Source organism: Haloarcula sp. H-hyl2 (genome assembly GCF_056934385.1).
The window spans coordinates 184,667-208,084 of record NZ_JBRIIJ010000003.1 but is presented as its reverse complement, the minus strand read 5'-3'; the positions used below and the strand labels follow the sequence as shown (position 1 = coordinate 208,084).

The following is a 23,418-nucleotide window of genomic DNA, read 5'->3' as shown; positions in this document are numbered from 1 at the left end:
CTGTGGGTCCCTGTCCGGAGGAACTGCGCCACCCGGTCTTGATCCACGGAAGAATGCGCAGAAATAATCGGCCCGGTCGCTGGCGGACGGGATCTGAGCATGAAAGTATGCGGCCACTTCCAGCAGTATCGAATCGGAGAATCCGACGAGGCAGTCGAATACTCGAGATGTCCGTCGGCTATGGCGTGATCGGGGCGACAGAATCGGCACTACGGCCGTCGTGGACGATCTGTTTCATCGCGTCGACCATCCCAGCGGGGTCGCCAGTCTGCCAGATGGACCGCCCGATCATGACACCACGGGCGCCGGCGTCCATGGCGGCCTCGACGTCCTGTAGCGTCGCCTCCGGAGTCGTCGCCGGGCCGCCCAATATCATCGTCGGGACCGGCGTTCGATCGACGATCTCGGCGAAGGCCGTCTCGTCGCCCGGATACGAGAGCTTCAGGATGTCGGCACCCAGTTCCCAGCCGATGCGCGCACAGTCGGCGAGGCTATCGGGGTCGGTGCTGAGTCCGTCGGGGACGTGACTCCCCCACATGACCGGTTCCACGACGAGGGCGATGTCCGTGTTCTGGAGTTGCTCGTAGAGATGGACGATGTACTCGATGTTCTCGCGGTGCCGGTCGCGGCTCGCACGGCCGAAGTTCAGGACGACCTTCACGCCGGCCGGGTCGAACTCGCGGATGAACTCCGCACTGTAGGCCCCGGTCCACATGTCGTCCCCGTCGTCCTGCGCCGGCAGCGTCGAGAACGTCAGGACGTCCGGCGCGAGGACGATATCGGTTGGCGTGTCGGCCAGCAGGTCCTCGAACCGCTGGACGAAGGGGGCACGCGCGATGATAGCGTCCGGTCTGCCGTCGAGAACCAACTGGAGCGTGTGGCGGGGATCTTCGAACCCCTGGAGGGCACCTTTCGCGATGCCGTGATCGAGCGCGACGACCACCGCGTTCCCCGACGCAGTGTCGAGGAGGTCGAACTCGCTCATCGGTTATGGCCTCGCACGAATCGGCCGGCAGGACTGCCGAATGGGATAGTTGTCGCTCATTGACCTCAACTCGGAATTGTTGCCGCAGGAGTATGTTAGTTGTGGTTCGTGAGCAGGTGACATTGAGAGGGGGTGACGGGCTGGCCCGTCAGCGCAAGGCGTCGACGACCTCGACACCGCGGTCGCGGAACTGGGACCGTTGCTCCTCGGAGAGCCGCGTCTCGGTGAGTATCGTATCGACGTCGCTCAGATCCGCGAACTTCACGTAGCTCCGCCGGCCGAACTTCGACCCGTCGGCGAGGAGAACGACCCGCTCGGACTGTTCGACCATGAGCCGTTTCATGCGGCCCTCTTGCTCGTTGGGTGTCGAGAGTCCCGCCTCGAAGTCGATGGAGTTGGTCCCGAGCAACAACAGATCGAAGTGGTGGGTCTCCAGGAACCGCTCGCCGACGGGGCCGACCAGCGACCGGGACTTGTTGCGCTGGTTGCCCCCGGTGACCTTGAGACGGCCGTCCTCGGTGCCGAGCTCCAGCCCCAGTTCGATGGAGTTCGTCACGGCGGTGAACGAGCCGTCCGTGCGCACTGCCTTCGCCACCTCCAGCACGGTGGTCCCCGAGTCGAAGAAGACGACGTCGCCGTCCGATACCTCGCGGACGGCGCGTTCTGCGATGGCTCGTTTGGCGTCGAGGTTCTGGACGCTCCGCTGTGCGAACGACGACTCGCTGGCGACGTTCTGTGCCGGTAACGCGCCGCCGTGAGACCGCCGGATCAGCCCGTCCTGGTTCAGCTCTTTGAGGTCCCGCCGGATGGTGGACTCGGAGACGGTCAGCTCCTCGGCCAGTTCACTCACCGAAGCGCCGTCGTGGTCCTCGATGTACCGGACGAGTTCCTGTTTGCGTTCTTCGGGCAGCATCCCCCTAGTCTTCCAGCTTCACTGTCATAACTATTGGCTCCCGACTGCGGCGTGCTTTTATGTGATGTCGGGAGCCAGTCTGTACTGTATGCAGACTCGCACCGCCACAGAGACGGGACCCGGGAAGGCGACAGTGAACGCGGCACCCGCCGCGAGTGCACGATGAGCGGACCGGAGCGGATCCTGGTCGCACAACTGGGGGGCCCGACAGCCGTCAGCAACAGCACGCTCGCCGGTCTCGTCCGGGCCGGCGATCAGACCAACAGCGTCGGGCGCGTCCTCGGTGCCCGGAACGGCGTCACCGGCCTGATAGCGGGCGCCGTCATCGACCTCACTGCGGAGTCAGAGAGGACGGTCGAGCAGCTACCCGAGACGCCGGGTGCGGCGCTGGGCTCCTCGCGACGACAGGTCGGCGATGGGGACTTCGCACGGATCGAGCGGACACTCGACCGGTACGACGTGACCGGGTGTGTGCTGGCGGGTGGCAACGGGACGATGCAACTGACTGCCGAACTGGATCGGCGGATCGACGGTGTCGACGTACTGGGCGTGCCCAACACCGTCGACAACGACGTCGAAGGCACCGACTACTGTCCGGGGTTCCCGAGCGCAGCACGGTACTACGCGGTCACCGTCCGCGAGGTCGGCCGCGACGTGGCGACGCTCCCGCCGCCCGTCACCGTCTTCGAGACGATGGGACGGGACGCCGGTTGGCTGGCCGCGGCGACTGCGCTCGCCGGTCCGGAACCGGACGAGCCGCCACATCTCGTCTACCCCCCGGAGTCTCCCTTCGACACCGCGTCGTTTCTGGACGCCGTCCAGCGCGTCTACGACCGACTCGGGTACGTCCTCGTCGTCGTCGCCGAAGGGCTGCGAGACGACTCGGGCGACCCCGTGGCGATGGCGACGGACGCGGTCCGCCGGGACGCTACCGGGAAACCGCTCCTCGGAGGTGTGGCCGAACGGCTCTCGACGCTCGTCGGCGACGAACTCGACCTCCGGGCCAGGAGTGAACGGCCCGGTCTGTGTGGCCGCGCGTCGGTCGCACACCAGTCGCGGCTCGACCGGAAACTAGCCCGGCAGCTGGGACGCGCTGCCGTCGAACGACTCGCCGCCGGCGAGTCGGGCGTGATGGTGGCACTGCGCCGGCAAGACGGTGAAACGCCCGAGTGGTCGGTCGAATCCGTCTCCCTCTCGGAGGTGAGCGGGACCCGCTCGGTGCCCGACGAGTACCTCGCCGTCGATGGCCCCGACGTCACCGAGGCCTTCCACCGCTACGCCGACCCGCTTCTGGGCGGGCCGTTGCCGGAACACGCTGTCCTCGCGGGGGTCTCTACATCGTCAGAGGACGTGTGACGGCGTTGCAGCGGTCCGTTCGTCGGTGACGACACGGTAGTCGTCGTGGTCGGTCAGGTAGGTCACGGGGTAGTCCGGCCCCGGCTCTCCGAGGACGCTCAGGCGACAGACCGTGTTCGCCCAGTCCAGTGTCGGCACGTCGTTCCGGCAGTAGAGTCTGACGCTGTCCGCATCCATGATCTGGTTCATCCCGAGCGTGACGGCCTTCCGCGGGAACGATTCGAGGTTCCCGCCGACGCCGGCACGGATCGCGTTGATCGTGACCGTGTAGTCGTTGAGATAGACGAGTCGGGGGTCGGTCTCCGCGACCGCCGGCTCCGGCTCGTTGAACGCGACGTGGCCGTGGACGCCGATGCCCCCGTAACAGGTGTCGATCCCACCGGCGGCATCGATACGCTCGGCGAGCTCTGTGATGTTCCGGTGCGTCGGGAAGACCACCTGCTCGTCGGGGATCGACAGGTCGGGATCGACACGCTCGAAGAAGAGTCGGTCCATCTCGCCGCGGAAGCTCAGCGGGTGGTCGCTGGGGATCACTCGCCCGCTGTGGTCACAGTACTCGTCCATGAAGAAGACGTGACAGTCCGCCAGACTGATCCCCCGTTCGTTCACGATGTTCGCGAGCAGCGGATAGTGGTCGACGGGGCCGACGGGCAGGATCAACGTCGTCCGTTCACCCGCGTCGTTGTTGGCCGCGATCTCGTCGGCGATGTCGTGTGCGAACTGCTCCATCACCGCGTCCAGATCGGGGCGGATCTCGATCCGGTCGCCGGCCGCGTCGTCGAGTTCGTCGGGCCCCATCGCCAGTAGCTCTCGCACCTCGTCACGGCGCTCTGTCGTCCGAATCATGGTCGTGGATTTGTCAGACGAATACAAAAAAGTTCGTCCGGGTACCCTGGCCAACGCTTATCAGCCGTCTGGCCGACGTGCTAGTGAGGTCCGACAGATGCAACCACACCAGGTCAGCACGGAATCCCTCCTGTCACACGAGGAGATCCAGTTCACGCTGGTCCCCGACAAGGAGGCGCTCGACAGACGGATCGCCCGCGAGATCGCCGACGTGATCGAGACGAACAACGAGCGCGGCGAGGAGACGACGTTGATCCTGCCGGTCGGCCCCCTCGACTACGAGTATCTGGCCACCGTCTGCAACAGGGAACGCGTCCCGCTATCGGACGTGACCGTCTACATGATGGACGAGTACCTCGGCGAGGACGGCGACCTCCTCCCCGAGAGCCACCCGCTCAGTTTCCGGGCGTTCATGCGCGAGAGCCTCGTCGGGAACCTCGCGGACGACCTCGGGCTGACGATGGACGACGTCGTCTTCCCGGACCCACACGACCCCGAAGCCGTGACCCGCGAACTGGAAGCGATCGACGGCGTCGACGTCTGTTACGGCGGGTTCGGCATCACGGGTCATTTCGCGTTCAACGACCCGCCCGAACCAGACGAGGAGATGACTCCGTCCGACATGGCCGAGACGCGAACCCGAACGCTCAGTATCTCGCGGGAGAGCACGACGCAGATGGCCATGGGCGGGACGCTCGGCGCCTGGGAACTCATCCCCGAGCGGGCGGTGACACTCGGGATGTACGAACTCCTGCTCTCGGACAGGATCCACCTCACGTTCATGCGTGACTGGCACGCGGGCACCCTCCGACGAGCGCTGCTCGGCCCGGTCACCGAACAGTGCCCCGGATCGCTGATCCAGGACCATCCCGATTACGAGGTGACGCTGACGGAACTCGCAGCACAGCAGCCGGTCCCGGACATCACCCAGGCGACCGGCGAGGACCAGTCCTGATCGTGGGTCAGTCCAGGCCGGGGACGGCGGTTCCAGTCGCCGTCTCCGAGACACCGAGGGCGACCAGTCCCGTCCCTACGAAGGAGAACCCGGAGAGGACGACGAACGCGAGGTCGTAGTTCAACAATGTGACGAGACCCCCCAGCAACAGCGGGCCGACGACTCCACCGAGGCCCATCGCCGTCGACCGGAACCCCATCAGTTCGGATTCGCGCTCGACCGCTGCCACGTCGCCGATGAACGTCTGGCTACTGATGACCGCCGCCGAGAAGGAGACGGCGATGATGCCGAACCCGACGCCCACGACGATCTTGCGGAGGAAGGCAGTTTCGGGGGCTGTCGCACCCGCAAGCACGAGGGCGAACAGCCCGGTCCCTGCCAGACCGAGTCCCAGGATCGACTTCCGCCCGTACCGCTCGACGGCCGCGCCGAAGACGAGCATCAACACCACGCGACTGAGTGGGTTGATCCCCAGGAAGATGCCCATCAACGTCTCTGAAATGCCGACTTCGTCGGTGAGATACACCGGGAGCAGACTCAGCAGGCCGAAGAACGTCACGCCTTGGAGACCGACGGCGACGTAGACCCAGTGCAGGCCGTTGGTCGTCAGGTGCGACCGGTCACCCCGAACGGGGACCAGCCGCCGGGCGACCTTCCGGCGGACGACCGCCCATTCGAGCGCCGCGCGCTCGGCCGAGACGGGTGTCACGACGAACCACGTCACCGCAGTCGCGACGAGGTTCACGGCTGCCAGCGTGAAGTAGATCTCCAGGTACGTCAGGAGCGTCAGCGAGATGCCCGCGAAGAACTGGCCCAGTGCGAACCCCACGGAGCGCCAGCTATTGAAGTTCCCGAGCGCCTGTCCCCGGCCGCTGAACCCCTCGTGTTCGCTGACGATCGTGAGCATCAGCGGCGGGAACGCGGCGAAGAACGTCGCGTAGAGGCCGCGCAGGAGGATCGGCGCCCAGACGCCGTCGGTCAGCCCGAGGACGACGAGCATCAGCGACGAGACGACTCCGGCGAACGCGAGCAGTTTCCGGTGACTGCCCGTGATGTCCGCGACGACGCCCCAGACCGGTGCGAACAGCAAGAGTGCGAGGAAATGCGACATCGTCACCAGGCTGACCTGGAACGCGGTGCCCTGTCGGCCGACGAAGACGGCCAGCGTCGTCGTCGCCAGGTTCGTCGGAATCGACCACAGGAGCGCTGAAGCACCGAGTATCGGTCGCTGATTGCGCCGGCGAAGCGAGGGAGAGTGGTCGCCCATACGTGGCTCGGTGTCGCTACGTGAACAATCGGCGGACCGATATTTATACCTCGGGGCGGGGCACCCGAAAGTTCCTGTGCCGTCTGAGCGTGGACAGGGATGGATCGCCCGGTAGCTCGCACCAGCTACTAAATAGTTCCGCGCCGACAGTTCCAGATATGCCCTTCCAACCGAGAATCGGGTTCGTCGCGGCGGGCAAGCGAGCGCGGACCCTGATGGACCACCTCTACACCATCCGCGATCAGCAGTACTTCCTCTGTGATCGGGCGGACGACTGGCCTCACGGGTTCTACGACGAGTACGCGGGCGAGACCCCGGAGTGGGTCGACGACGTCAGCGACCTCGACCCCGCTATCACGGCGATCATGAATCCTGGCGAGGAATCCCGCCAGGTAGCGGCTGACCTGTGTCGAGACCACGGTGACGACCCGGAACTGTACGGCGACCTGGAGACGTTCCTCGCCGGCGAGCAGTTCGATACGGTCGTCGTCGCCTCGCCGAACGACCAGCACGTCGAGGCGGTAGTGCCCCTGCTCGACGCGGACGTCGACCTGTTCTGTGAGAAGCCCCTGGCGACGACACTGGCAGCCCACGACGAGATGATCGACGCCTCGCGAGCCTCGGACGCGCTGTTCTACGTCGGCTTCCAGCGACGGGTCGCCCCCTACTACCGGACGATCAAGGATCTCCTGGAGGCCGGCCGGATCGGCGACGTGGGTATGCTGAGCCACGTCGAGGTCCGCGACCCGTTCCAGTCCTCCTCGGGGGGCTTCCGGTTCAGTCAGGACCGGAGCGGCGGCGCACTCCTGGAGAAGAACTCACACGACTTCGACCTGTTCAACTGGTACGCCGAAGCCGACCCGGTCCGAGTCTCTGCGTTCGGCGGCCAGCACGTCTTCACGAGGAACACCGATATCGTCGACCAGGCGACCGTCAACGTCCACTACGACGACGGTACCGTCGGATCGCTGGAACTGTGTCTGTACAACGGCGTCGGCCACGCCGACGTCTACGACGTCTCCACGCGCAAGACCTCCGAGATCCGCGGGTCGGACGGCGTCGTCATCGCGCCGGATCGCCCGGACGTCGTCGAGGTCCAGCGGCGTGGCGAGACCGAGGAGATTACGGTCGGCGCAGAAGGGTCCCACGGGGGCGACATCTTCCAGATGCGGCGCTTCCTGCGGTGTCTCCAGGGGGCGGCCGAACCGCCTGCAACGGCACTGGACGCGAAGAAGGCCGCCGCGGTCTCGATTGCCGCCGAGCGGTCGATCGATCAGGACGGCGCAGTCGTCGAACTCGACTCGAACTACGATATCGTGTCGTAGCGCCTCTTTGAGTCCGCTTTTCCGGGGGAAGGGTGTGAATCCACCCCAAGGTATATTAAACTGTAGTTGGAATTTCAAGAATATGGGATCCGTAGACATGGATGCCGTCTGGAAGGTGTTCTCCGGGCCCGAGGGCGATATCGACGCCGTCAAGGACGTCACCATGACCATCGAGGATGGCGAGTTCGTCGTTCTGGTGGGGCCCTCCGGGAGCGGGAAGTCGACGCTGTTGCGACTGGTGGCCGGCCTGGAGAGCATCACCGACGGCGAGATCCGCCTGGACGGCACGTCGCTGGCCGGGGTGAAACCGAAGAACCGCGACGTCGCGATGGTGTTCCAGAACTACGCGCTGTATCCGCATCTGACCGCCCGGAAGAACATGTCCTTCGGACTCAAGATGCAGGGTGAGCTCACGAAAGACCAGATCGAGAGCCAGGTCCAGAAGGCAGCCAGCATCATGGGTATCGAGGACCTCCTGGAGAAGATGCCCAACGAACTCTCGGGCGGTCAGAAGCAACGTGTCGCCCTCGGCCGAGCTATCGTCCGCAATCCGGCGGTGTTCCTGATGGACGAGCCCCTGTCGAATCTGGACGCCAAGCTCCGGACGACGATGCGGACCGAGATACAGGAACTCCAGCAGGAACTGGGCGTGACGACCATCTACGTGACCCACGACCAGACCGAGGCGATGACGATGGGCGACCGTATCGCCATCATGAACCAGGGCGAGGTCCAGCAGGTCGGGCGGCCGATGGACACCTACTACCGCCCGGTCAACCAGTTCGTCGCCGGGTTCATCGGGAGTCCCTCGATGAACTTCATCACGTGCGAGGCGATCTGGGAGCAGGACTCGCTGACGCTGACACACCCGTCGTTCGAACTGACACTCACCGAGACGATCGAGCACGTCGAGGAGCGAGAGGCCAGCGACGTGATCCTCGGCATCCGGCCGGAGGACACCGAGATGGCAGTCGACGCCGGCCCGAACACGGTCGACGTCGACGTCGAGGTCGTCGAACCGCTCGGGAAGGAACAGCTCTTCTACTACGAACTCGACGGCGAGCGCTACACGGCCAGCGTCGGCGGCCACGAGCGCGTCTCCGTCGGCAGCACCGTCACCATCCGCTTCCCGGAGGAGAACGTCTACCTCTTCGACGCGGCGACAGGCCGGACGATCAAACACCAGGTCCTGCCCGACGAGACAGAACCGACGAGCGAGATGTTCCAGTGAGAAGGTAGGATGCTCAGTACACCACCGTCCCAGCGACACACCGACGGAGGACAGTACCGATGACTGGACCACCGGCGTACGACGTCTACTGGGGTGACTTCCACAAACACGCCTCCGAGCCGGTCTCGAACCTCGACCGTCTCGACGAGGCGCTCGTCGACGCGAGCTACAACGTCGACGTCTATCCGGTGCTGTGTTACCCCTTTACCTGGGTGGCCACGGGCGAGATCGGGTTCGAGTACCGCATCGAGGACCGCGAGCACTGGGGGCTGCGCGAGGAGACGGTCCAGAACAGGCCACGCTTTCACGAGTGGTGGGCCCGCATCCAGCAGGCCGTCCGCGACCACCACGACCCCGGCGAGTTCGTCACGTTCCCCGGTTACGAGTGGCACGGGAACCGCCGCGAGTGGGGCGACCACAACGTCGTCCACTTCGAGCCGGGCGGCCCGCTCGACGACGCCTGGGCGCTCACGACACTGTTCGAGCACCTCCACGATCTGGAGATGCCGGCACTGGCCATCCCCCACCACACCGCCTACAAGCCCGGTGAGCGAGCGAAGGACTGGGAGCTGCACGACCCGGCACTCTCGCCGGTGATGGAGGTCTACTCCGGGCACGGCTCCAGTGAAGGCGTCGACACACCGGTCGCGATGGACGAGAACCCCAGCATGGGACCACGAACGTCGGGCGGCACGCTGATCGATGCCCTGGACCGAGGGCACCGCGTCGGCGTCATCGCCTCGAACGACGGTGGTGGCCTCCCCGGGTCCTGGGGGAACGGCGTGGCGGGTCTCTGGGCGAGCGAACTCACGCGAGAGGGGGTCTGGGACGCGCTCACCGCGCGCCGAACGTACGGCACGACCGGCGACCGCATCCAGTTGTGGTACGAACTGGACGGCGAGCCGATGGGCGGTGTGGTGGACGCAGACGGGTCGCTCACCGCCACCGTCGACCTGGACTGCGCGCGAGCGCTGGACCGCGTCGAACTCGTCGCCGACGGACGGGTCCAGGAGACCTACATCCACAGCGGTCGCTGGGAGTATCCCGACCCGTCGGCCGAGGCGACCTACAGCGTTCTCGTCGAGATGGGGTGGGGGCCGAGCCCGGACTACGGGGACTGGCACGGGACCCGCAACGAGTGGACTGGCACGGTCTCCGTCGACGACGGAACCCTCCAGTCGGTCCAGCCGCGGTTCAACGGCTGGGGCCAGCGCTTCGAACACGACGGCGACAGCTGCTCGTTCGACATCACCACCGAGCGGTCGAGCCCCGTCTACGAGACGACCCAGGGGCTGATACTGGACGTCGGCGGAACGGCCGCGACGACGCTCGAACTCGTGGTGGACGGGTATGACGATATCGCGGTCCAACTCGGTGACCTCGTCGACGACACGCACGTCGTCGCATTCACCGACGACTGCTACGACCGCATCGAAGCCGAGTTCGGCCGGTCGCGCGAGGCTATCGCCAATCCCGACGTGGTCTATCACAACGCGCGAAAGCTAAAGTTCCACACAGCACATCCGGAGACCGCCTGCGAGACGAGCGTCGAGTTCACCGACCTCGAACCCGACCGCGACTACTACTACGTCCGCGTCCAGCAGCGCGACGGTCAGTACGCCTGGGCGTCGCCGATCTGGACCGAATCGGCATAGCTCGGGGGCTGGATCCGGACAGCACCGCTGTCGTGTTAGCGCCGAAACATTTACGTGTGTCTGATAGCGATACTTTCTTATGGGAGAAGAGAGCGATCCCACGAACCTCCCGAGTAGACTCCAGCGGCGCAAGTACCTTCGCGCGTTGGCAGCGGGTGCAGCCATGCCCGCGCTGGCTGGTTGTGGCGGCGACGGTGGCGGCGGTGGCACTGGCGGCGGCGGCGACGGTGGAGACGGCGGCAGTGGCGGGGGCGGGGACGGCAGCGGAGGCGACGGTGGCGACGGCAGTGACGGTGACGGCGGGACTCCCGCGCGCCCCGACTTCGAACTGTCGTTCCTGACCTGGAACATCGGCTACCACGAGAACGCCATCAGGGGCTGGATGGACGACTTCACCGCGATCGACCGGTACTCCGACGTGGAGATGAACTGGGTCGACAGACCGGGGAGCGACTTCCCCTCGTACCTCCAGACACGGATCCAGGGCGGGAACCCGCCACATGCAGTCGACACCCAGGCGGGTATCTTCTCCCGATACGCGAGCGCCGGCGTGTTCGCGCCGCTGGACCCGATCATCGAGGAAGAGGTCGAGGGCGGGATGAGTGCAATCGAGGAGAAGTTCGGCGAGCAGATCCTGAACTTCAGTTCGGTCGACGGGACGCTGTACCGACTCCCGTTCTACCACTCGACGACCTGGACCGGGTACCGCAAGAGCTTCTTCGAGGAAGCAGGCATCGACCCGCCGACGGTCGACAACCCGTACACGACCTTCGACTACTTCGACGTCGCCGAGGAGGTCGTGGCGAACTCAAGTGCCGAGATGGGGCTGATGATGCTGACCTTCGGGTTCCACTTCTGGCCGCTGTTCCAGACCGAGGGTGTCGACCTGCTCAACGACGACAACACGGCGGCGGCGCTGAACACCGACACGACGGTCGAGATCCTCTCGCGGATCCAGGAACTCACCCAGAACGGCATCATCGCCGAGACGTCGTTCACCGGGCGCTGGACCGCGCCGAACCAGACGTTCGCTGCGGGGAACACGGCCATGAACTTCGCGCACTTCAACAACCTGCGGACGATCAAGGCCAACGGCGACTGGATCAACGAGGACACGCTCGGCGTCGGGCCAGGACCACGGAACTCCGGTGTCTACGCCGCACACGGCTGGGGCATCACGAGCGAGGAGTTCCACTCGCGCCAGCAGGTCCGGACCGCGTTCCACTTCATCAACGACGTCGTGCTGAGCAAGAAGTGGCAACTGGAGAACGCGACCGCCGGACCGACGCGGCCGGTCGCCAACCTCGAAGCCCACCGGGAACTCGCCGATAGCGAGGAGTTCCGGGCCAACAACCCGATCCTCGCCCAGCAGTACGAACTCTGGAGTCGGAACAAGGACAACGCCTGGGCACCGCCGACCATCCCGGCCTCCGCCGAGATCGAGGTCATCATCGACAAGGACATGGTCTCGGCCTGTGCGCTGGGCGAGAAGTCGCCCGAACAGGCAGCTCAGGACGCCGAGGAGGCAATCAATCAGGCGATCGGGGACTGACAGCGCCTGTCAGCCCGGTCTCTCATCCGCCCATGTCATCAGGAATGCTCACGGAGGTCAGCAGACGCCTCGACGAGGTCGACGTCGACACACTGCTCTCGGAGCGGAGCCGCCGGTCGGTCATCGCCTGGGTCGTCCTCGTGCCGACGATCACCGTCCTGCTGCTGTATCGGACGATCCCCCTGCTGTGGACGTTCGTCCTCTCGTTCCAGGAGATGTCGTTCACCGGCGAGACCACCTTCGTCGGCGCCGAGAACTACCAGCGACTGCTCACGGATGACGTGTTCGTCACCGCGCTGGTCAACAACGTCCTGTTCCTGTTGACCATCCCGGTCGGCATCGCGTTCGCGCTGGGGATCGCGCTCCTGCTCAATCAGCAGTTCGTCGGCAGCGACGGGTTCCGCTCGCTGTTCTTCGTCCCGTACATCCTGATGATGGTCGGCATCGCCGTCATCTGGAACTACATCTTCAAGACGAGCGGCGGCGTCGCCAACCACGTCCTGACACAGATCGGTCTCATCGAGCAGAACATCTCCTGGCTCGGTGACGGGACGTGGGCGAAGGTATCGGTGTTCGTCGTCCACATCTGGAAGAGCATCGGCCTCTACCTCGTGATCATCCTCGCCGGCCTCCAGACGATCCCCGCGCAGGTCTACGAGGTGGCACGTATCGACGGGGCGAACCGTCGCCAGCGGTTCCTCTACATCACGCTCCCGTTGCTCAAACCGACCATCGGCGTCTGCATCCTGGTCGGGATGATCCTCTCGTTCAAACTGTTCGACCTGATCCGGGTCCTGACCGGCGGTGGTCCCGCTGACGCGACGGAGATCCTCATCACCTACCTCTACAGACAGGCGTTCACGAACGGGAACTTCGGCTACGCGGCCGTCCTGACAGTCGTCCTGTTCCTCCTGATGCTGTCGCTGATCGGTATCGGGCGGTTCATCCAGCGGGGGTCCTACCAATGAGCCGTGACAACGAGGTCGTGAACAGGTCGGACGTGCGACTCCTGCGGGACAGGGTCTCGTTCTGGCGGGCCACCGATCGGACCGAACTGCTCACCCGGACCGGCTACTTCCTGCTCGCGGCGATCCTGGGTGTCGCGTTCGTCTTCCCGCTGTACTGGCTCGTCAAGATATCGTTCATGTGGCCCTCCGCGAACCTCTACGGCGGCGTGCCGACGCTGGGCATCGAGAACCCCTCGGTGGCGAACTTCTCGAAGGTGCTGTTCGAGGTCGACTTCCTCACGTTCCTGTTCAACACCGCGTTCATCGCCGTCGCAGTCGTGGGTGCGAACCTCGTCTTCAACTCGCTGGCGGCCTACGGGCTGACGCTCGACTTCCGGGGCCGACGGCTCGTCCAGGGGTTCCTCGTGGCGAATATGATGATCCCCGCCCAGACGGTCATCATCCCGGCGTTCCTGGTCTCCCAGCGGCTCGGCCTCCTGAACAACCGCTTCGGTGTCGTCCTCCCGCTGGCGATCATCATCATCAACATCTTCATCCTCTACACCAGTTTCGACGCCGTCCCCGATTCGATGATCGAGTCGGCGCGGCTCGACGGCGCCTCCGAGTTGTACATCATCTTCGGCATCTACTGGCCCCTCTCGAAGGCCGCACTCGCCGCGAACGTCATCCTCGCGTTCGTCTTCGCCTGGAACACCTACGTCTGGCCGTTGCTCATCCTCAACGAACAGGAGCTGATGACACTGACGCAGGCACTGGCCTCCTTCCAGGGCAACAACCAGGGCCGGTACGGGCTGATGTACGCCTTCACGCTCATGGCCGTCGTGCCGATGGTCATGCTGTTCCTCCTGCTGCAGAAACAGTTCATCGAGAGCGCCGTGATGGGGAGCATCAAGGAGTAACCATGGCCGACTCACCACTCCACCGACTCCTCGTGTACGTCGCCGAACCGATCGTCCAACTGCTGTTGCTCGTCCGCGAGACGGTCAGCATCAGACTCCTCCTCGTAAACCGGTTCACCGCGATCTTCCTGTTGCTGGTCGCGGCCTCCGTCGGCGCGTCGGCGTACATGGACCAGCACGACGGCGACAGACTCACCGGGACCGTCGTCACCGCCGACGGGACGCCCGTCGAGAACGCGACGGTCCGCATCAACGTCATCGGCATCGAGAACGTCATGAACACGAACGAGACCGTCACCGACGCCGACGGGGCGTTCGTCGTCCCCAACTACTCCGGGACCGGGACAGCCGCCGGCATGGAACTGCGCATCCGCGTCACGACCGAGGACGGCGTCCAGACGCCGACCTACTTCCGGCACGCGCTGTTCCCGGACCAGAACATGGACATCCGTCTCGTCCTCGACCGCTAAGCTATGCTCGTACAGGACCAACCGATCCCGGCACGTCTCGACGGCTACACCGCCATCGTGACCGGCGGTGGCGGAACCATCGGGCGGAGTACCGCGGTCCGATTCGCGCGTGAGGGGGCGAGCGTCGTCGTCGCCCAGCGGTCCCGTCCGTCGGCCGAGCGCGTCGTCGACCGCATCGAGGACCTCGGCGGGACGGCCACGTTCGTCCCGACCGACATCACCGACGAGAGTGACGTCGAGTCTCTGGTCGCCGAAACCGTCGAAACCTACGGCTCCGTCGACATCGTCGTCAACAACGCGGCGAGTCTGGCCTTCGACTGGGCGGAGTCGATGGCCCGGGCGACGTTCGACGAGACGGTCGCGACGAACCTCACCGGGCCGTTCCTGCTCGCCCGCGAGGCGTACCCCCACATGCGCGAGAACGGCTACGGCCGCGTGCTCAACATCGGCGCCATCCAGAGCCAGTCGCCCCTGCCCGGCGCTGTCGCGTACGCGTCCTCGAAGGCCGGACTGGACGGGCTCACCCGCAGTCTGGCCAGCGAGTGGTCACCGACCGAGGACGCCGACATCACGGTGAACACGGTGCTGGTCGGCCCGATATACCAGGTCGACGACCCGGACGAACACCCGGAGTTGCCCCTCGAAGCGGCCACCGATCAGGTGCCAGCGGCCGTCGACGACCGTGCGGCGACGCTCGTCGGTCGCTGGGGCCGTGCCAGTGACGTCGCGGCGCTCCTCGCGTTCCTGGCTGCCCCGGAGAGTAGCTTCATCACCGCCGCGGTGATTCCCTGTGACGGCGGCCGTCTGGTGAGCCGGGCGGGGAAGGCCGTCGACCAGGAGGAACACATCCCAGACAACTGAGAACGACGGCGAGAGCCGGTCCGTTCACAACTCGGAGCCACCACAGATGCCAGACGAACACACCGACACCGACCCTGACGAGCCCAGTCGATCCGACGACGGCACGGCCGACAACACCGGGGCGCCAGAACTGCGCGGACAGGAACCGGGCGTGGAGACACGTCGCGACTCCAACCGGATGCTCGGTCGGCGGTCACCGGTCAGCGAGAGCGACAGCGCGCTCGTCTCGCGGGACTACCAGCCACGCGTCGGTGGCCCGGAACTCGTGGCCTCATGGCCCCTCGGCCCCACACCGACACAGACCAGCCCCGGCGACGAGGACTGGGAAGTCACGAGCCAGGATGCCGTCACTCTCCAGAAGAACTGCCTCCAGGTACCATACGTCGCGCCGGTCGAGTGCAGTATCCTCTATCTGAACGTCTGTGGCCGGGGCCGAACTGACCCCAGTGAAGCGGTACTGACGCTCCACCTGACGGCCGAGCACCTGGCAGTCGACGGCGAGCCCTACGAGACGACCGTCGACCTGTCGGCACCGGAGCCGGAGTACTTCGTCTCGCCGATGGTGGAGTTCGCACCAGATACCGGCGACTACGAGCCCGGTGGGGACATCGTCGCGAGCTACACGTTCGAAGCAGCGGTGTCGGGCGGCACCGGCTACCTGGATCAGGGAACCGCCGTCCAGCTCTGGAGCGAGTGACGATGCCACGGACTATCGGCCTGCTCTACGACCCACACGTCGTCGCCGGAGACCGCGACGGCTACGACGGCGTTCCGACGGTCGAGGCGGCTATCGACACACTCAACGAGGTCGGCGTCGACTGGACCGTCGTCGGCGGGGACCTGCGCCACCTGCTCGGGGCCGCGAACGAGCACAACGACGGCCGGACCGACTGGGGCGGGTGGCACGGCGACCCGGATAACTACTACTACCGGCGGGACTTCGCACGGGCGAAGGCGCTGTTCGACGACCGACTGGACAGCGACTACGTCGTCGCCCGTGGGAACAACGACCGACCGCTGGACGTCTATCGGGAGTACTTCCCGGCCGAAGAGTTTCCCCAGTGGGGGTGGTGCACGGCCGACGGCGCGCGGTACGTGGTCCTCGATACGAATCCGCATCCAGGCTGGCACTCGCTCCGGGACCAGCAGAACTTCGTCTCGGCGCCACAGATCGCCATGCTGGAACGGCTGATGGACGCGGACCCGGAGATCCCGACGTTCGTCTTCCTCCACGCGCCGGTCGCGAAACACGACACCATCGACGACTGGGAGACCGGCCACACCGCCGCGTACAAACTCACGCTCAACTATCCGACGGTCCAGCGCGTACTGGCACGCGGCAACACCGTCTTCGTCAACAGCGGCCACTACTGGCCGGACAACGGGCGCAGCGTCGAGCACGTCGACGGCGTCCAGTACGTGCTCGCCCGCCATCTCGTCCACAACCGCGACCCGGACTACGGCGGTGACGTCCGGTGGTTGCACGTCGACACGGACGAGCGAATCGCCGAGGTGAGCTACGACGACGTCGGCGGAGACGAGCAGGGCACGCTCGCCCGAGCAGAGTGGTGAGACAACACAGTACCCAACCATGGCAGACCCGAACGACATCTACGACACCTACGACGTCCCGCGCGTGATCAACGCCGTCGGCAACCACACCCGCGTCGGTGGCAGTCTGATCCGTCCCGAGGCTCGGGAAGCGATGCTGAACGCCGCCGACGACTTCGTCGAGATCGCGGATCTCCAGGCCCGCGCGTCGGAACTGATCGCCGAAGTCACCGGCGCTGCGGCCGGCTACGTGACCAACGGCGCCGCGTCCGGACTGGCGCTCGCGACGGCGGCCTGCCTGGCCGGCGACGACTTCGGCGTGATGAACCGACTCCCGGATACCACTGGCGTCGCCGACGAGGTGCTCATCCCCGCCGCCCACCACATCGAGTACGATTTCGCGTTCCGGCTCCCCGGTGCGACGTTGCGACCGGTCGGGATGGTCGACAACCACTCGGGTGCCGAACAGCTCAAACCGTGGGAGATCGCCGACGCCATCTCGGACGACACGGCCGCGTTCGCGTACGTCGACCGACCGCGCAACGAACTCGATCTGGAGACGGTGACGGCGATCACGGCCCGCTACGACGTCCCGGTGATCGTCGACGCGGCGGCCGAACTCCCGCCGCGAAGGAACCTGCGTGCGTACATCGACAGCGGTGCCACGGCAGTCGTCTTCAGCGGCGGCAAGGCCGTTCGCGGGCCACAGTCGACCGGTATCGTCGCGGGCGCCCAGTGGCTCGTCCGATCGATCGCGCTCCAGCACCTCCCGATCGACACCCCAGCGGCGTTCTGGGATCCGCCGGAGGAACTGCTCACGACGGTGCCGCTGCCGAGCGGTACCCCCAACCACGGCCTCGGCCGGGCGATGAAGGTCGGGAAGGAGGAACTGGCCGGCCTGCTCCGCGCACTCGAACTGTATCGCGACGAGGACGAGGACGCACTCGTCGACGCCTGGCGAGAGCGGGCGAACCGCCTCGCCGGTTTGCTGTCGGCGGTCGACGGACTCGACGTCACCGTCACCGGCGACGCGGACCCCGACTACCGCGTCGTCCCGACCGTCGTCGTCGACCTCCGGGGCAGCACGACGACCGCCGGGGACCTGGTTCGGCAACTGCGCGACGGCCGACCGAAGATCGTCGTCGGCGCGCGGCATGTGGACGACGGAGAGGTAACTCTCGATCCCCGGTGCCTGCGAGACAGTCAGCTCAAGCTGATCGTCAATCGAGTCGAAGATGCCGTCGAATGAGGTTCAATCCCCAGATATAAAACCATATCTGGAAAGATATTGCAATATAACCCCATATTTGACTGTGAAAGTACGTCATACAGTAGCTATTTAGTGGATTTCGACCCATATTCCCAAAAACAACCGACAGATAGTGCTTGTGTCCCGAATGCCAGATTATACGGCTGCAAAATTGATTTTGGTGATTTTTGAAGACGGAACCGACAATCACTCCGGCGACGGCCCGTCGACGACGGCGTACGTCCGGTCGCGACTGGTTCCGTCGGCCGTCAGGAGGTTGTACTGGACCATCTTCGAGAGATAGGTCCGGACGGTCCGTTTGGTCCGGGAGTCCTCGACCGCTTCGGCGTACCGCTCGTAGATCTCGCCGGGCCCGAGCGGGCCGTTCCGGCGGACGATGTCGTAGACGGTCCGCTGGTGGGGGGTCAGCGAGTCGATGTCCCGCTGCTGGAGCTGTGCGCGGGCGTCCTCGGCGGCGGCGAGCAGGAGTTCGTCGGTGATCCGGTCGTCGTTCCGACGGTCGGCAGTACTCGCAGCCGACCGGAGGATGCCGATCGCGAGGCGGGCGTCGCCGGCCGCGGCGTCGGCGATGCGGTGCAACTGCTCGTCCGTGACGACGTCCGGGCCGAGGCCCCACTGGACCCGGTCGGCGAGGATATCGTGGAGCTGGTCGTCGTGGTAGCGGTCCATCCGGACGTGCTCGCTGGATCGGAGGCGGCTCACCAGACGCTCGTCGACGCGGCTGAACAGGTCCTCCACCTGATTGGCGATGCAGACGACTGCGAACTGCGGGAGGCTGTGGAGGTCGTAGATGACGTCCGGGTCCTCCAGCTGGTCGGCCTCGTCGAGGATGACCACCGTCCGCGGACCGTCGTACTGCTGCAGACGGTCGACGAGTTCGTCGTGTGGCGTCGACTGGCGATGGATGTCGATGGTCTCCCCGAGATCGTCGAGGAGCTGGTACAGCGCGCGGAACCGGGTGTAGTTGCGCCAGCAGTTGACGTAGGTCGCTTCCACGTCGAGCATCTCCTCGCGGAGTCGCTCGGTGACGAACCGGGAGAGACAGGTCTTGCCGGCCCCGCTGGGGCCGGTGACGACGGCGGTGTCGGCGGGCTCACCGTCGGTCAGCGGTTCGAGGACGCTGGAGAGGTGGTTCACCTCGGCGTCGCGATGCTGGACCTCGCGCGGGACGAATCCGGCACGGAGAACGCGCGCATCGCGGATCATCGTGTGTGACTGGTCCGGGCGAACTCCCAAAAGAGTGACTGGGTCGGTTCCGGAAACGACCGACAACTGACCAACATGGAGGAAGCCACGCTCTCCGTGCCGAGCGCAGGCGATCTGCCGTGTTTCCGGAAAGCGCTCCTGAGAGACAAGGAGGAGTTGGAATATTCCAAACAGCAATATATCCACGGCTGTGACGACAGTGTACTGTGCGCGAGTTCGTCTTCACCATCGAGTACGAGACGGGAGTCAACGAGGTCATGGACCTCTTCATCGAGTATCCGGAGCTACACGCCAAATCTATGGCGGTCCACGCGACCACGGAGTCGGTGTGGCGGCTGGACCGGATCACGGGCCCGACGGAGGCGCTCGCGGCCTTCGACGAGACACTGTCGTCGGTCACGGACTGCGACCAGCGGGTCGGGATGTGTGGCGCGCCCGTCGTCGAGTGGGACTACGAGATCCTCGCCAGCAGCGCCGACGGGCGGATCGTCTACTCCAGGCGGACGGAGGGAACCGGCATCCAATCGATTCCCCACATCGCCGCCCGACACATCGGGGACGGCCTCCTGATGCAGGCCGAACGCCGTGGCCCGGAGTACCAGTGGCGACTGCTCGTCGACGACGACGATACGGTCGGGGCGATCTACGAGGAGGTCGAAGCGGGACTCTGCGAGGAACTCACCGTGTCGGTCGAGCGCCTCAGCGAACCGAAGTGCTGGTTCGAGGAGACCATCGGTGACGGCGAACTGCCGCCGGAACAGCACGCCGCCCTGGAGGCTGCAGTCGAGTTCGGCTACTACGAATCGCCCCGGCGGAACACGGTCTCGGATATCGCCGAGCACCTCGACGTCCCGCGGTCGACGCTCCAGTACCGGCTTACGCGCGCCGAGGCGTGGCTGGCCCGGCAGTTCGTCTCCGATTCGGTGGGCGCTGCGGCCGAAGAGGGAGTCGAACCGACGGCGCTGGAGACGAGCGTCTGAGCGGTCCGGATCTCGGCGATCGTGTTCCAGCGTCCACTCAGACCTCGACGCGACAACCCAGCCCCTCCAGCGCCGTGATGGCGCTGTCGAGGTCCGTCTCCCGCACGAACAGGTGGTCCGTCGAGAACGCAGAGACGACGTAGATCGAGACACCGGCCTCGGTCAACGCAGTCGCGACCGTCGCCAGGAACCCCACGAGTTCGAACGGCAGTTCCATCTCGAAGGTGAGCCGTCGCCACCCCCGGACACGCTCGCGGACGGTGTCCTCCCGGTAGGTTCCCTGTTCGGCGACGACGGTGGTCTCCGTCCCGTCCTGGACGGTGGCGAACGCCGACGGGTCGGCCTGGTCCGTCTCGACCACGTCGTAGGTGGTTGTCGAAACGGAGACGGTGCCGCCATTCAGGTAGTCTGCTGGCTCCATACGCCCCCTTCGACCGGCGCCGTATTCGATGGTTCGGGTGCCGGGCATAGCGAGTTGGAATATGCCGAACGAGGGTCCATTACCCGTGCAGCTCTCTGTACGGTCACTTGATGTCACAGACCCGCTGGCGCGACGCACGAACGGACCGCGAAACGGCAGAGAGCGATGGGGGGAGCCAGCCCAGCGACGATTCCGACCTGGTCTACGACGAGAAACACGGCGAGTGGGTCGATCCGGAGACCGACGAGGTCGTCCGCGACGGGCAGATCGACCGCGGCCCGGAGTGGCGCGCGTTCGATTCGACAGAGCGCGACCGGAAGTCCCGCGTCGGGTCGCCGACCACGGACCTCCTGCACGACAAGGGCCTCTCGACCAACATCGGCTGGCAGGACCGGGACGCGAACGGCAACACGCTGTCCAGCCAGCAACGCGAGAAGATGCAGCGATTGCGGACCTGGAACGAGCGATTTCGGACCCAGGACTCCCGGGACCGCAATCTCAAGCAGGCGCTGGCCGAGATCGAACGGATGGGCGCGGCGCTGGGCTTGCCCGAGACCGTCCGCGAGACGGCCAGTGTCATCTATCGCCGCGCGCTGCAGGAGGACCTACTTCCGGGGCGCTCCATCGAGGGTGTCGCGACGGCGGCACTGTACGCCGCTGCCCGGCAGGCCGGCGTCCCGCGCTCGATCGACGAGGTCCGTCACGTCTCCCGCATCGACGAGATGGAGATGCAACGGACCTACCGGTACATCTCGCGTGAACTGAACCTGGCGGTCGAACCGGCCGACCCGACCTCGTATCTCCCCCGGTTCCTCTCGGAACTGGACGCCGACGAGGCGGTCGAACGGGAGGCCCGCAGGCTTCTCGAGAACGCGAAAGGGACGGCCGTCCTCAGCGGGAAGAGCCCGGTCGGGCTGGCGGCCGCCGCGATCTACGCCGGCGGCCTGCTCGCCGACGCCGAGCTCACGCAGACGCAGGTCAGCGACGTCACCGAGATGAGCGAGGTGACGATCCGGAACCGGTATCGAGAACTCCTCGAAGCGACCGACATCGGCGGCCAAGCCAGTGCTGGCGCGGTCTGAAACGACTCACCAGATCGCTCACTCTTTCTCGACGGAGTCCCACTCGCCGACCCCCCTTGGAAGGCCCAGTCACGTCGGGAGTGTTCTGTCGGAACCGGCACGGTATTCTCAGACAGCGAGAGCGGGCGTACGCAACTAAGAATCCGTCCCCTATAGTGTTATCTAGACAATACTATGGCGAACCGACTCCACCGCTGGCACGTCGTCACGACGGCCGCAGTCATCGTTCTCACGATCGCGACCTCCCTGGTCGGGCTCTTCCGGGAGGGACACTACCGGGCAGCGCCCGGACTCGTCGACGCCTACCAGATGCAGGATCTGGCGATGCTGGTCGTCGGTGTCCCGGTACTCACGCTCGGCCTGTGGTACGCGGTGTACAACACACAGCGCGGCCGCATCGTCTGGCTCGGGGGCCTGGCGTACATGACGTACATGTGGGCCTCAATCGCGATCCAGATCCCGTTCAACGAACTCTTCCTCGTCTACGTCGCACTGTTCACGCTCTCGCTGTTCACGTTCGTCGGTGGACTCCTGACCACGGACGTCGAGGGGATCCGTCGAGCGCTGGAGGGGCGCCTGAACACGACGGCGTACGGTGGCGCGCTCGTCGTCGTCGGGATCGGACTGGCAACCCTCTGGCTGTCGGATATCGTCCCGCCACTCCTGCGTGGCACGACGCCGTCGCTCATCACAGAAGCGGGGCCGCAAGCGATGGCGAGTCACGTCCTCGACCTCGGGGTCGTCGTGCCGTCGATCCTGCTGGCGGCGGTCTGGCTCGCCCGGGAACGGCCGTGGGGCTACGTGCTCGCCGGCGTGGTACTGGTCCTGGGGTCGACGCTGGCGGCACCGATCGGTCTCATGACGCTCACGCTCATGGTCGGCGAGACGGTCACCGTCTCCCCGATAGCTGCGTTCTTCACTTTCGTACCGATCCTCGTCTCGGCCGTACTCGCAATCAATTTCATCCTGTCGATGGCCGAACCAGGACCGCCGAGCGGCGATTCGGATCGTCGCCAGTCTATTTAGTTGTCGGCGGAGTGGCTGTTGGAGTCGAGGCCGTGCGACCGGTGCCGCAGTCCAGTGACCGACCGGGGTTGCACGATGGTGCGTTATACGGTGCCCCCGCGACCGACCTCGTCACGGACCACCACGTAGAGAATCCACACCACCAGCCCCCCGAAGAACGACCCCAGTCCCCACGCGAGCGCGTGGTCACTCTGTCTTCCCTTCGCGTCCCGATACACGAGTGCGGCGACGACGAGGGGCACCAGACCACTCAGCAGTACGAACAGGACGAGGAGTTCGGGGCCACCGGGAATCCCGAACTGGAGGGCGGGCAGCAACATGCCAGGGGCTTCCGAGGATAGTGGCAAAAAGGTTGTGTGGCGGTCACACCGCCAGTGAGTTGGAGAGTCCGTGTCGTTCACTACAGCCATGGCTTGCCACGTCGATGCACAGAAACTCCCGCTCACCCACCACCCCACTCGGCTCGTGTACCCCTACCGAACTCCCCAGACAGTAACAATCGAAACGATCTACACACCGATCGCACTGCAGTCGTGCGATCGGGTGTGCAGTGATTTTCAACGGCTACTGTCTTCCGGTGGGCCCCGGCAACTATCGTA

Annotated in this window: 23 protein-coding genes; 16 read left to right on the top strand and 7 right to left on the bottom strand. The window is 65.5% G+C overall.

What is annotated here, in order from left to right; genetic code table 11:
- Positions 1-178: 178 nt before the first annotated feature.
- Together Hhyl2_RS18310 and glpR are read right to left on the bottom strand one after the other, a co-directional pair.
- Positions 179-985, bottom strand: a complete 807-nt coding sequence (locus tag Hhyl2_RS18310) for a class I fructose-bisphosphate aldolase (protein WP_483552237.1) — start codon at positions 983-985, stop codon at positions 179-181.
- A 148-nt stretch (positions 986-1,133) separates the two neighbouring features.
- Positions 1,134-1,898, bottom strand: a complete 765-nt coding sequence (glpR, locus tag Hhyl2_RS18305) for an HTH-type transcriptional regulator GlpR (protein ID WP_483552236.1) — start codon at positions 1,896-1,898, stop codon at positions 1,134-1,136.
- A gap of 162 nt (positions 1,899-2,060) precedes the next feature.
- Between glpR and Hhyl2_RS18300 the strand changes: the two genes are divergently transcribed.
- Positions 2,061-3,254, top strand: coding sequence for a diphosphate--fructose-6-phosphate 1-phosphotransferase (locus Hhyl2_RS18300; RefSeq protein ID WP_483552235.1), 1,194 nt, complete (start codon positions 2,061-2,063; stop codon positions 3,252-3,254).
- Here the strand turns inward: Hhyl2_RS18300 and Hhyl2_RS18295 are convergent.
- A complete protein-coding gene (locus Hhyl2_RS18295; RefSeq protein ID WP_483552234.1) occupies positions 3,240-4,100 on the bottom strand; it encodes a 6-phosphogluconolactonase in 861 nt (286 codons plus the stop codon). The two genes, Hhyl2_RS18300 and Hhyl2_RS18295, sit on opposite strands and share 15 nt — an antisense overlap.
- Positions 4,101-4,197: 97 nt before the next feature.
- Here Hhyl2_RS18295 and Hhyl2_RS18290 point away from each other — a divergent pair, with 97 nt between their 5' ends.
- A complete protein-coding gene (locus Hhyl2_RS18290) occupies positions 4,198-5,055 on the top strand; it encodes a sugar phosphate isomerase family (RefSeq protein WP_483552233.1) in 858 nt (285 codons plus the stop codon).
- A 7-nt stretch (positions 5,056-5,062) separates the two neighbouring features.
- Here Hhyl2_RS18290 and Hhyl2_RS18285 read toward each other — a convergent pair whose 3' ends face one another.
- On the bottom strand, positions 5,063-6,322 hold the full coding sequence (locus Hhyl2_RS18285) for an MFS transporter (protein ID WP_483552232.1): 1,260 nt from the start codon (positions 6,320-6,322) through the stop codon (positions 5,063-5,065).
- Positions 6,323-6,480: 158 nt separating this feature from the next.
- Here Hhyl2_RS18285 and Hhyl2_RS18280 point away from each other — a divergent pair, with 158 nt between their 5' ends.
- The 11 genes from Hhyl2_RS18280 (at position 6,481) to Hhyl2_RS18230 (ending at position 18,083) form a co-directional block, all read left to right on the top strand.
- The gene (locus Hhyl2_RS18280) at positions 6,481-7,647 is read left to right on the top strand and encodes a Gfo/Idh/MocA family protein (RefSeq protein WP_483552231.1); all 1,167 of its coding nucleotides are present in this window, start codon (positions 6,481-6,483) and stop codon (positions 7,645-7,647) included.
- 82 nt (positions 7,648-7,729) lie between these two features.
- Positions 7,730-8,878, top strand: a complete 1,149-nt coding sequence (locus tag Hhyl2_RS18275; RefSeq protein WP_483552230.1) for an ABC transporter ATP-binding protein — start codon at positions 7,730-7,732, stop codon at positions 8,876-8,878.
- Positions 8,879-8,937: 59 nt separating this feature from the next.
- Positions 8,938-10,533, top strand: coding sequence for a DUF3604 domain-containing protein (locus tag Hhyl2_RS18270; protein WP_483552229.1), 1,596 nt, complete (start codon positions 8,938-8,940; stop codon positions 10,531-10,533).
- Positions 10,534-10,612: 79 nt separating this feature from the next.
- Entirely contained in the window at positions 10,613-12,085 is a 1,473-nt protein-coding gene (locus Hhyl2_RS18265; protein WP_483552228.1) for an extracellular solute-binding protein, read from the top strand.
- Between the two features lie 44 nt (positions 12,086-12,129).
- Positions 12,130-13,053 (top strand): carbohydrate ABC transporter permease, encoded by a 924-nt coding sequence (locus tag Hhyl2_RS18260; RefSeq protein ID WP_483552227.1) that lies wholly within the window; start codon positions 12,130-12,132, stop codon positions 13,051-13,053.
- Entirely contained in the window at positions 13,050-13,952 is a 903-nt protein-coding gene (locus Hhyl2_RS18255) for a carbohydrate ABC transporter permease (RefSeq protein WP_483552226.1), read from the top strand. Before Hhyl2_RS18260 ends, Hhyl2_RS18255 begins: the two co-directional genes overlap by 4 nt.
- Before the next feature lie 2 nt (positions 13,953-13,954).
- Entirely contained in the window at positions 13,955-14,422 is a 468-nt protein-coding gene (locus Hhyl2_RS18250; RefSeq protein ID WP_483552225.1) for a transthyretin-like family protein, read from the top strand.
- 3 nt (positions 14,423-14,425) lie between these two features.
- Complete coding sequence (locus tag Hhyl2_RS18245) at positions 14,426-15,283, top strand: SDR family NAD(P)-dependent oxidoreductase (protein WP_483552224.1); 858 nt, start codon at positions 14,426-14,428, stop codon at positions 15,281-15,283.
- A 46-nt stretch (positions 15,284-15,329) separates the two neighbouring features.
- The gene (locus tag Hhyl2_RS18240) at positions 15,330-15,980 is read left to right on the top strand and encodes a hypothetical protein (RefSeq protein ID WP_483552223.1); all 651 of its coding nucleotides are present in this window, start codon (positions 15,330-15,332) and stop codon (positions 15,978-15,980) included.
- Positions 15,981-15,982: 2 nt separating this feature from the next.
- The gene (locus Hhyl2_RS18235) at positions 15,983-16,855 is read left to right on the top strand and encodes a metallophosphoesterase family protein (protein WP_483552222.1); all 873 of its coding nucleotides are present in this window, start codon (positions 15,983-15,985) and stop codon (positions 16,853-16,855) included.
- Positions 16,856-16,874: 19 nt separating this feature from the next.
- Complete coding sequence (locus Hhyl2_RS18230; protein WP_483552221.1) at positions 16,875-18,083, top strand: aminotransferase class V-fold PLP-dependent enzyme; 1,209 nt, start codon at positions 16,875-16,877, stop codon at positions 18,081-18,083.
- Positions 18,084-18,290: 207 nt separating this feature from the next.
- Here the strand turns inward: Hhyl2_RS18230 and Hhyl2_RS18225 are convergent, their stop codons facing one another.
- Positions 18,291-19,310 carry a Cdc6/Cdc18 family protein gene (locus Hhyl2_RS18225; RefSeq protein ID WP_483552220.1) on the bottom strand — a complete coding sequence of 340 codons (1,020 nt, stop codon included), beginning with the start codon at positions 19,308-19,310 and terminating at the stop codon, positions 18,291-18,293.
- A 206-nt stretch (positions 19,311-19,516) separates the two neighbouring features.
- On the opposite strand from Hhyl2_RS18225, the gene Hhyl2_RS18220 reads away from it, so the two are divergent.
- A complete protein-coding gene (locus tag Hhyl2_RS18220) occupies positions 19,517-20,290 on the top strand; it encodes a helix-turn-helix domain-containing protein (RefSeq protein ID WP_483552219.1) in 774 nt (257 codons plus the stop codon).
- A 37-nt stretch (positions 20,291-20,327) separates the two neighbouring features.
- Here the strand turns inward: Hhyl2_RS18220 and Hhyl2_RS18215 are convergent, their stop codons facing one another.
- A complete protein-coding gene (locus tag Hhyl2_RS18215; protein WP_483552218.1) occupies positions 20,328-20,711 on the bottom strand; it encodes an ACT domain-containing protein in 384 nt (127 codons plus the stop codon).
- A gap of 110 nt (positions 20,712-20,821) precedes the next feature.
- On the opposite strand from Hhyl2_RS18215, the gene Hhyl2_RS18210 reads away from it, so the two are divergent.
- Both Hhyl2_RS18210 and Hhyl2_RS18205 read left to right on the top strand, forming a co-directional pair.
- Positions 20,822-21,793: a transcription initiation factor IIB gene (locus tag Hhyl2_RS18210; RefSeq protein ID WP_483552217.1), complete on the top strand. Its 972-nt coding sequence runs from the start codon at positions 20,822-20,824 to the stop codon at positions 21,791-21,793.
- A 174-nt stretch (positions 21,794-21,967) separates the two neighbouring features.
- Entirely contained in the window at positions 21,968-22,819 is an 852-nt protein-coding gene (locus Hhyl2_RS18205; protein ID WP_483552216.1) for a hypothetical protein, read from the top strand.
- Positions 22,820-22,902: 83 nt separating this feature from the next.
- On the opposite strand, the gene Hhyl2_RS18200 is transcribed toward Hhyl2_RS18205, so the two are convergent.
- Positions 22,903-23,139: a hypothetical protein gene (locus Hhyl2_RS18200; RefSeq protein ID WP_483552214.1), complete on the bottom strand. Its 237-nt coding sequence runs from the start codon at positions 23,137-23,139 to the stop codon at positions 22,903-22,905.
- Positions 23,140-23,418: the final 279 nt, after the last annotated feature.

What these genes read in the sequence shown, in the direction of transcription:
- Hhyl2_RS18205 (WP_483552216.1), top strand. Translation starts at nt 21,968, where the DNA reads ATGGCGAACCGACTCCACCGCTGGCACGTCGTCACGACGGCCGCAGTC.
- Hhyl2_RS18200 (WP_483552214.1), bottom strand. Translation starts at nt 23,139, where the DNA reads ATGTTGCTGCCCGCCCTCCAGTTCGGGATTCCCGGTGGCCCCGAACTC.
- Hhyl2_RS18280 (WP_483552231.1), top strand. Translation starts at nt 6,481, where the DNA reads ATGCCCTTCCAACCGAGAATCGGGTTCGTCGCGGCGGGCAAGCGAGCG.
- Hhyl2_RS18245 (WP_483552224.1), top strand. Translation starts at nt 14,426, where the DNA reads ATGCTCGTACAGGACCAACCGATCCCGGCACGTCTCGACGGCTACACC.
- Hhyl2_RS18265 (WP_483552228.1), top strand. Translation starts at nt 10,613, where the DNA reads ATGGGAGAAGAGAGCGATCCCACGAACCTCCCGAGTAGACTCCAGCGG.
- Hhyl2_RS18300 (WP_483552235.1), top strand. Translation starts at nt 2,061, where the DNA reads ATGAGCGGACCGGAGCGGATCCTGGTCGCACAACTGGGGGGCCCGACA.
- Hhyl2_RS18215 (WP_483552218.1), bottom strand. Translation starts at nt 20,711, where the DNA reads ATGGAGCCAGCAGACTACCTGAATGGCGGCACCGTCTCCGTTTCGACA.
- glpR (WP_483552236.1), bottom strand. Translation starts at nt 1,898, where the DNA reads ATGCTGCCCGAAGAACGCAAACAGGAACTCGTCCGGTACATCGAGGAC.
- Hhyl2_RS18260 (WP_483552227.1), top strand. Translation starts at nt 12,130, where the DNA reads ATGCTCACGGAGGTCAGCAGACGCCTCGACGAGGTCGACGTCGACACA.
- Hhyl2_RS18255 (WP_483552226.1), top strand. Translation starts at nt 13,050, where the DNA reads ATGAGCCGTGACAACGAGGTCGTGAACAGGTCGGACGTGCGACTCCTG.
- Hhyl2_RS18240 (WP_483552223.1), top strand. Translation starts at nt 15,330, where the DNA reads ATGCCAGACGAACACACCGACACCGACCCTGACGAGCCCAGTCGATCC.
- Hhyl2_RS18230 (WP_483552221.1), top strand. Translation starts at nt 16,875, where the DNA reads ATGGCAGACCCGAACGACATCTACGACACCTACGACGTCCCGCGCGTG.
- Hhyl2_RS18275 (WP_483552230.1), top strand. Translation starts at nt 7,730, where the DNA reads ATGGGATCCGTAGACATGGATGCCGTCTGGAAGGTGTTCTCCGGGCCC.
- Hhyl2_RS18290 (WP_483552233.1), top strand. Translation starts at nt 4,198, where the DNA reads ATGCAACCACACCAGGTCAGCACGGAATCCCTCCTGTCACACGAGGAG.
- Hhyl2_RS18295 (WP_483552234.1), bottom strand. Translation starts at nt 4,100, where the DNA reads ATGATTCGGACGACAGAGCGCCGTGACGAGGTGCGAGAGCTACTGGCG.
- Hhyl2_RS18210 (WP_483552217.1), top strand. Translation starts at nt 20,822, where the DNA reads ATGTCACAGACCCGCTGGCGCGACGCACGAACGGACCGCGAAACGGCA.
- Hhyl2_RS18270 (WP_483552229.1), top strand. Translation starts at nt 8,938, where the DNA reads ATGACTGGACCACCGGCGTACGACGTCTACTGGGGTGACTTCCACAAA.
- Hhyl2_RS18225 (WP_483552220.1), bottom strand. Translation starts at nt 19,310, where the DNA reads ATGATCCGCGATGCGCGCGTTCTCCGTGCCGGATTCGTCCCGCGCGAG.
- Hhyl2_RS18250 (WP_483552225.1), top strand. Translation starts at nt 13,955, where the DNA reads ATGGCCGACTCACCACTCCACCGACTCCTCGTGTACGTCGCCGAACCG.
- Hhyl2_RS18285 (WP_483552232.1), bottom strand. Translation starts at nt 6,322, where the DNA reads ATGGGCGACCACTCTCCCTCGCTTCGCCGGCGCAATCAGCGACCGATA.
- Hhyl2_RS18235 (WP_483552222.1), top strand. Translation starts at nt 15,983, where the DNA reads ATGCCACGGACTATCGGCCTGCTCTACGACCCACACGTCGTCGCCGGA.
- Hhyl2_RS18310 (WP_483552237.1), bottom strand. Translation starts at nt 985, where the DNA reads ATGAGCGAGTTCGACCTCCTCGACACTGCGTCGGGGAACGCGGTGGTC.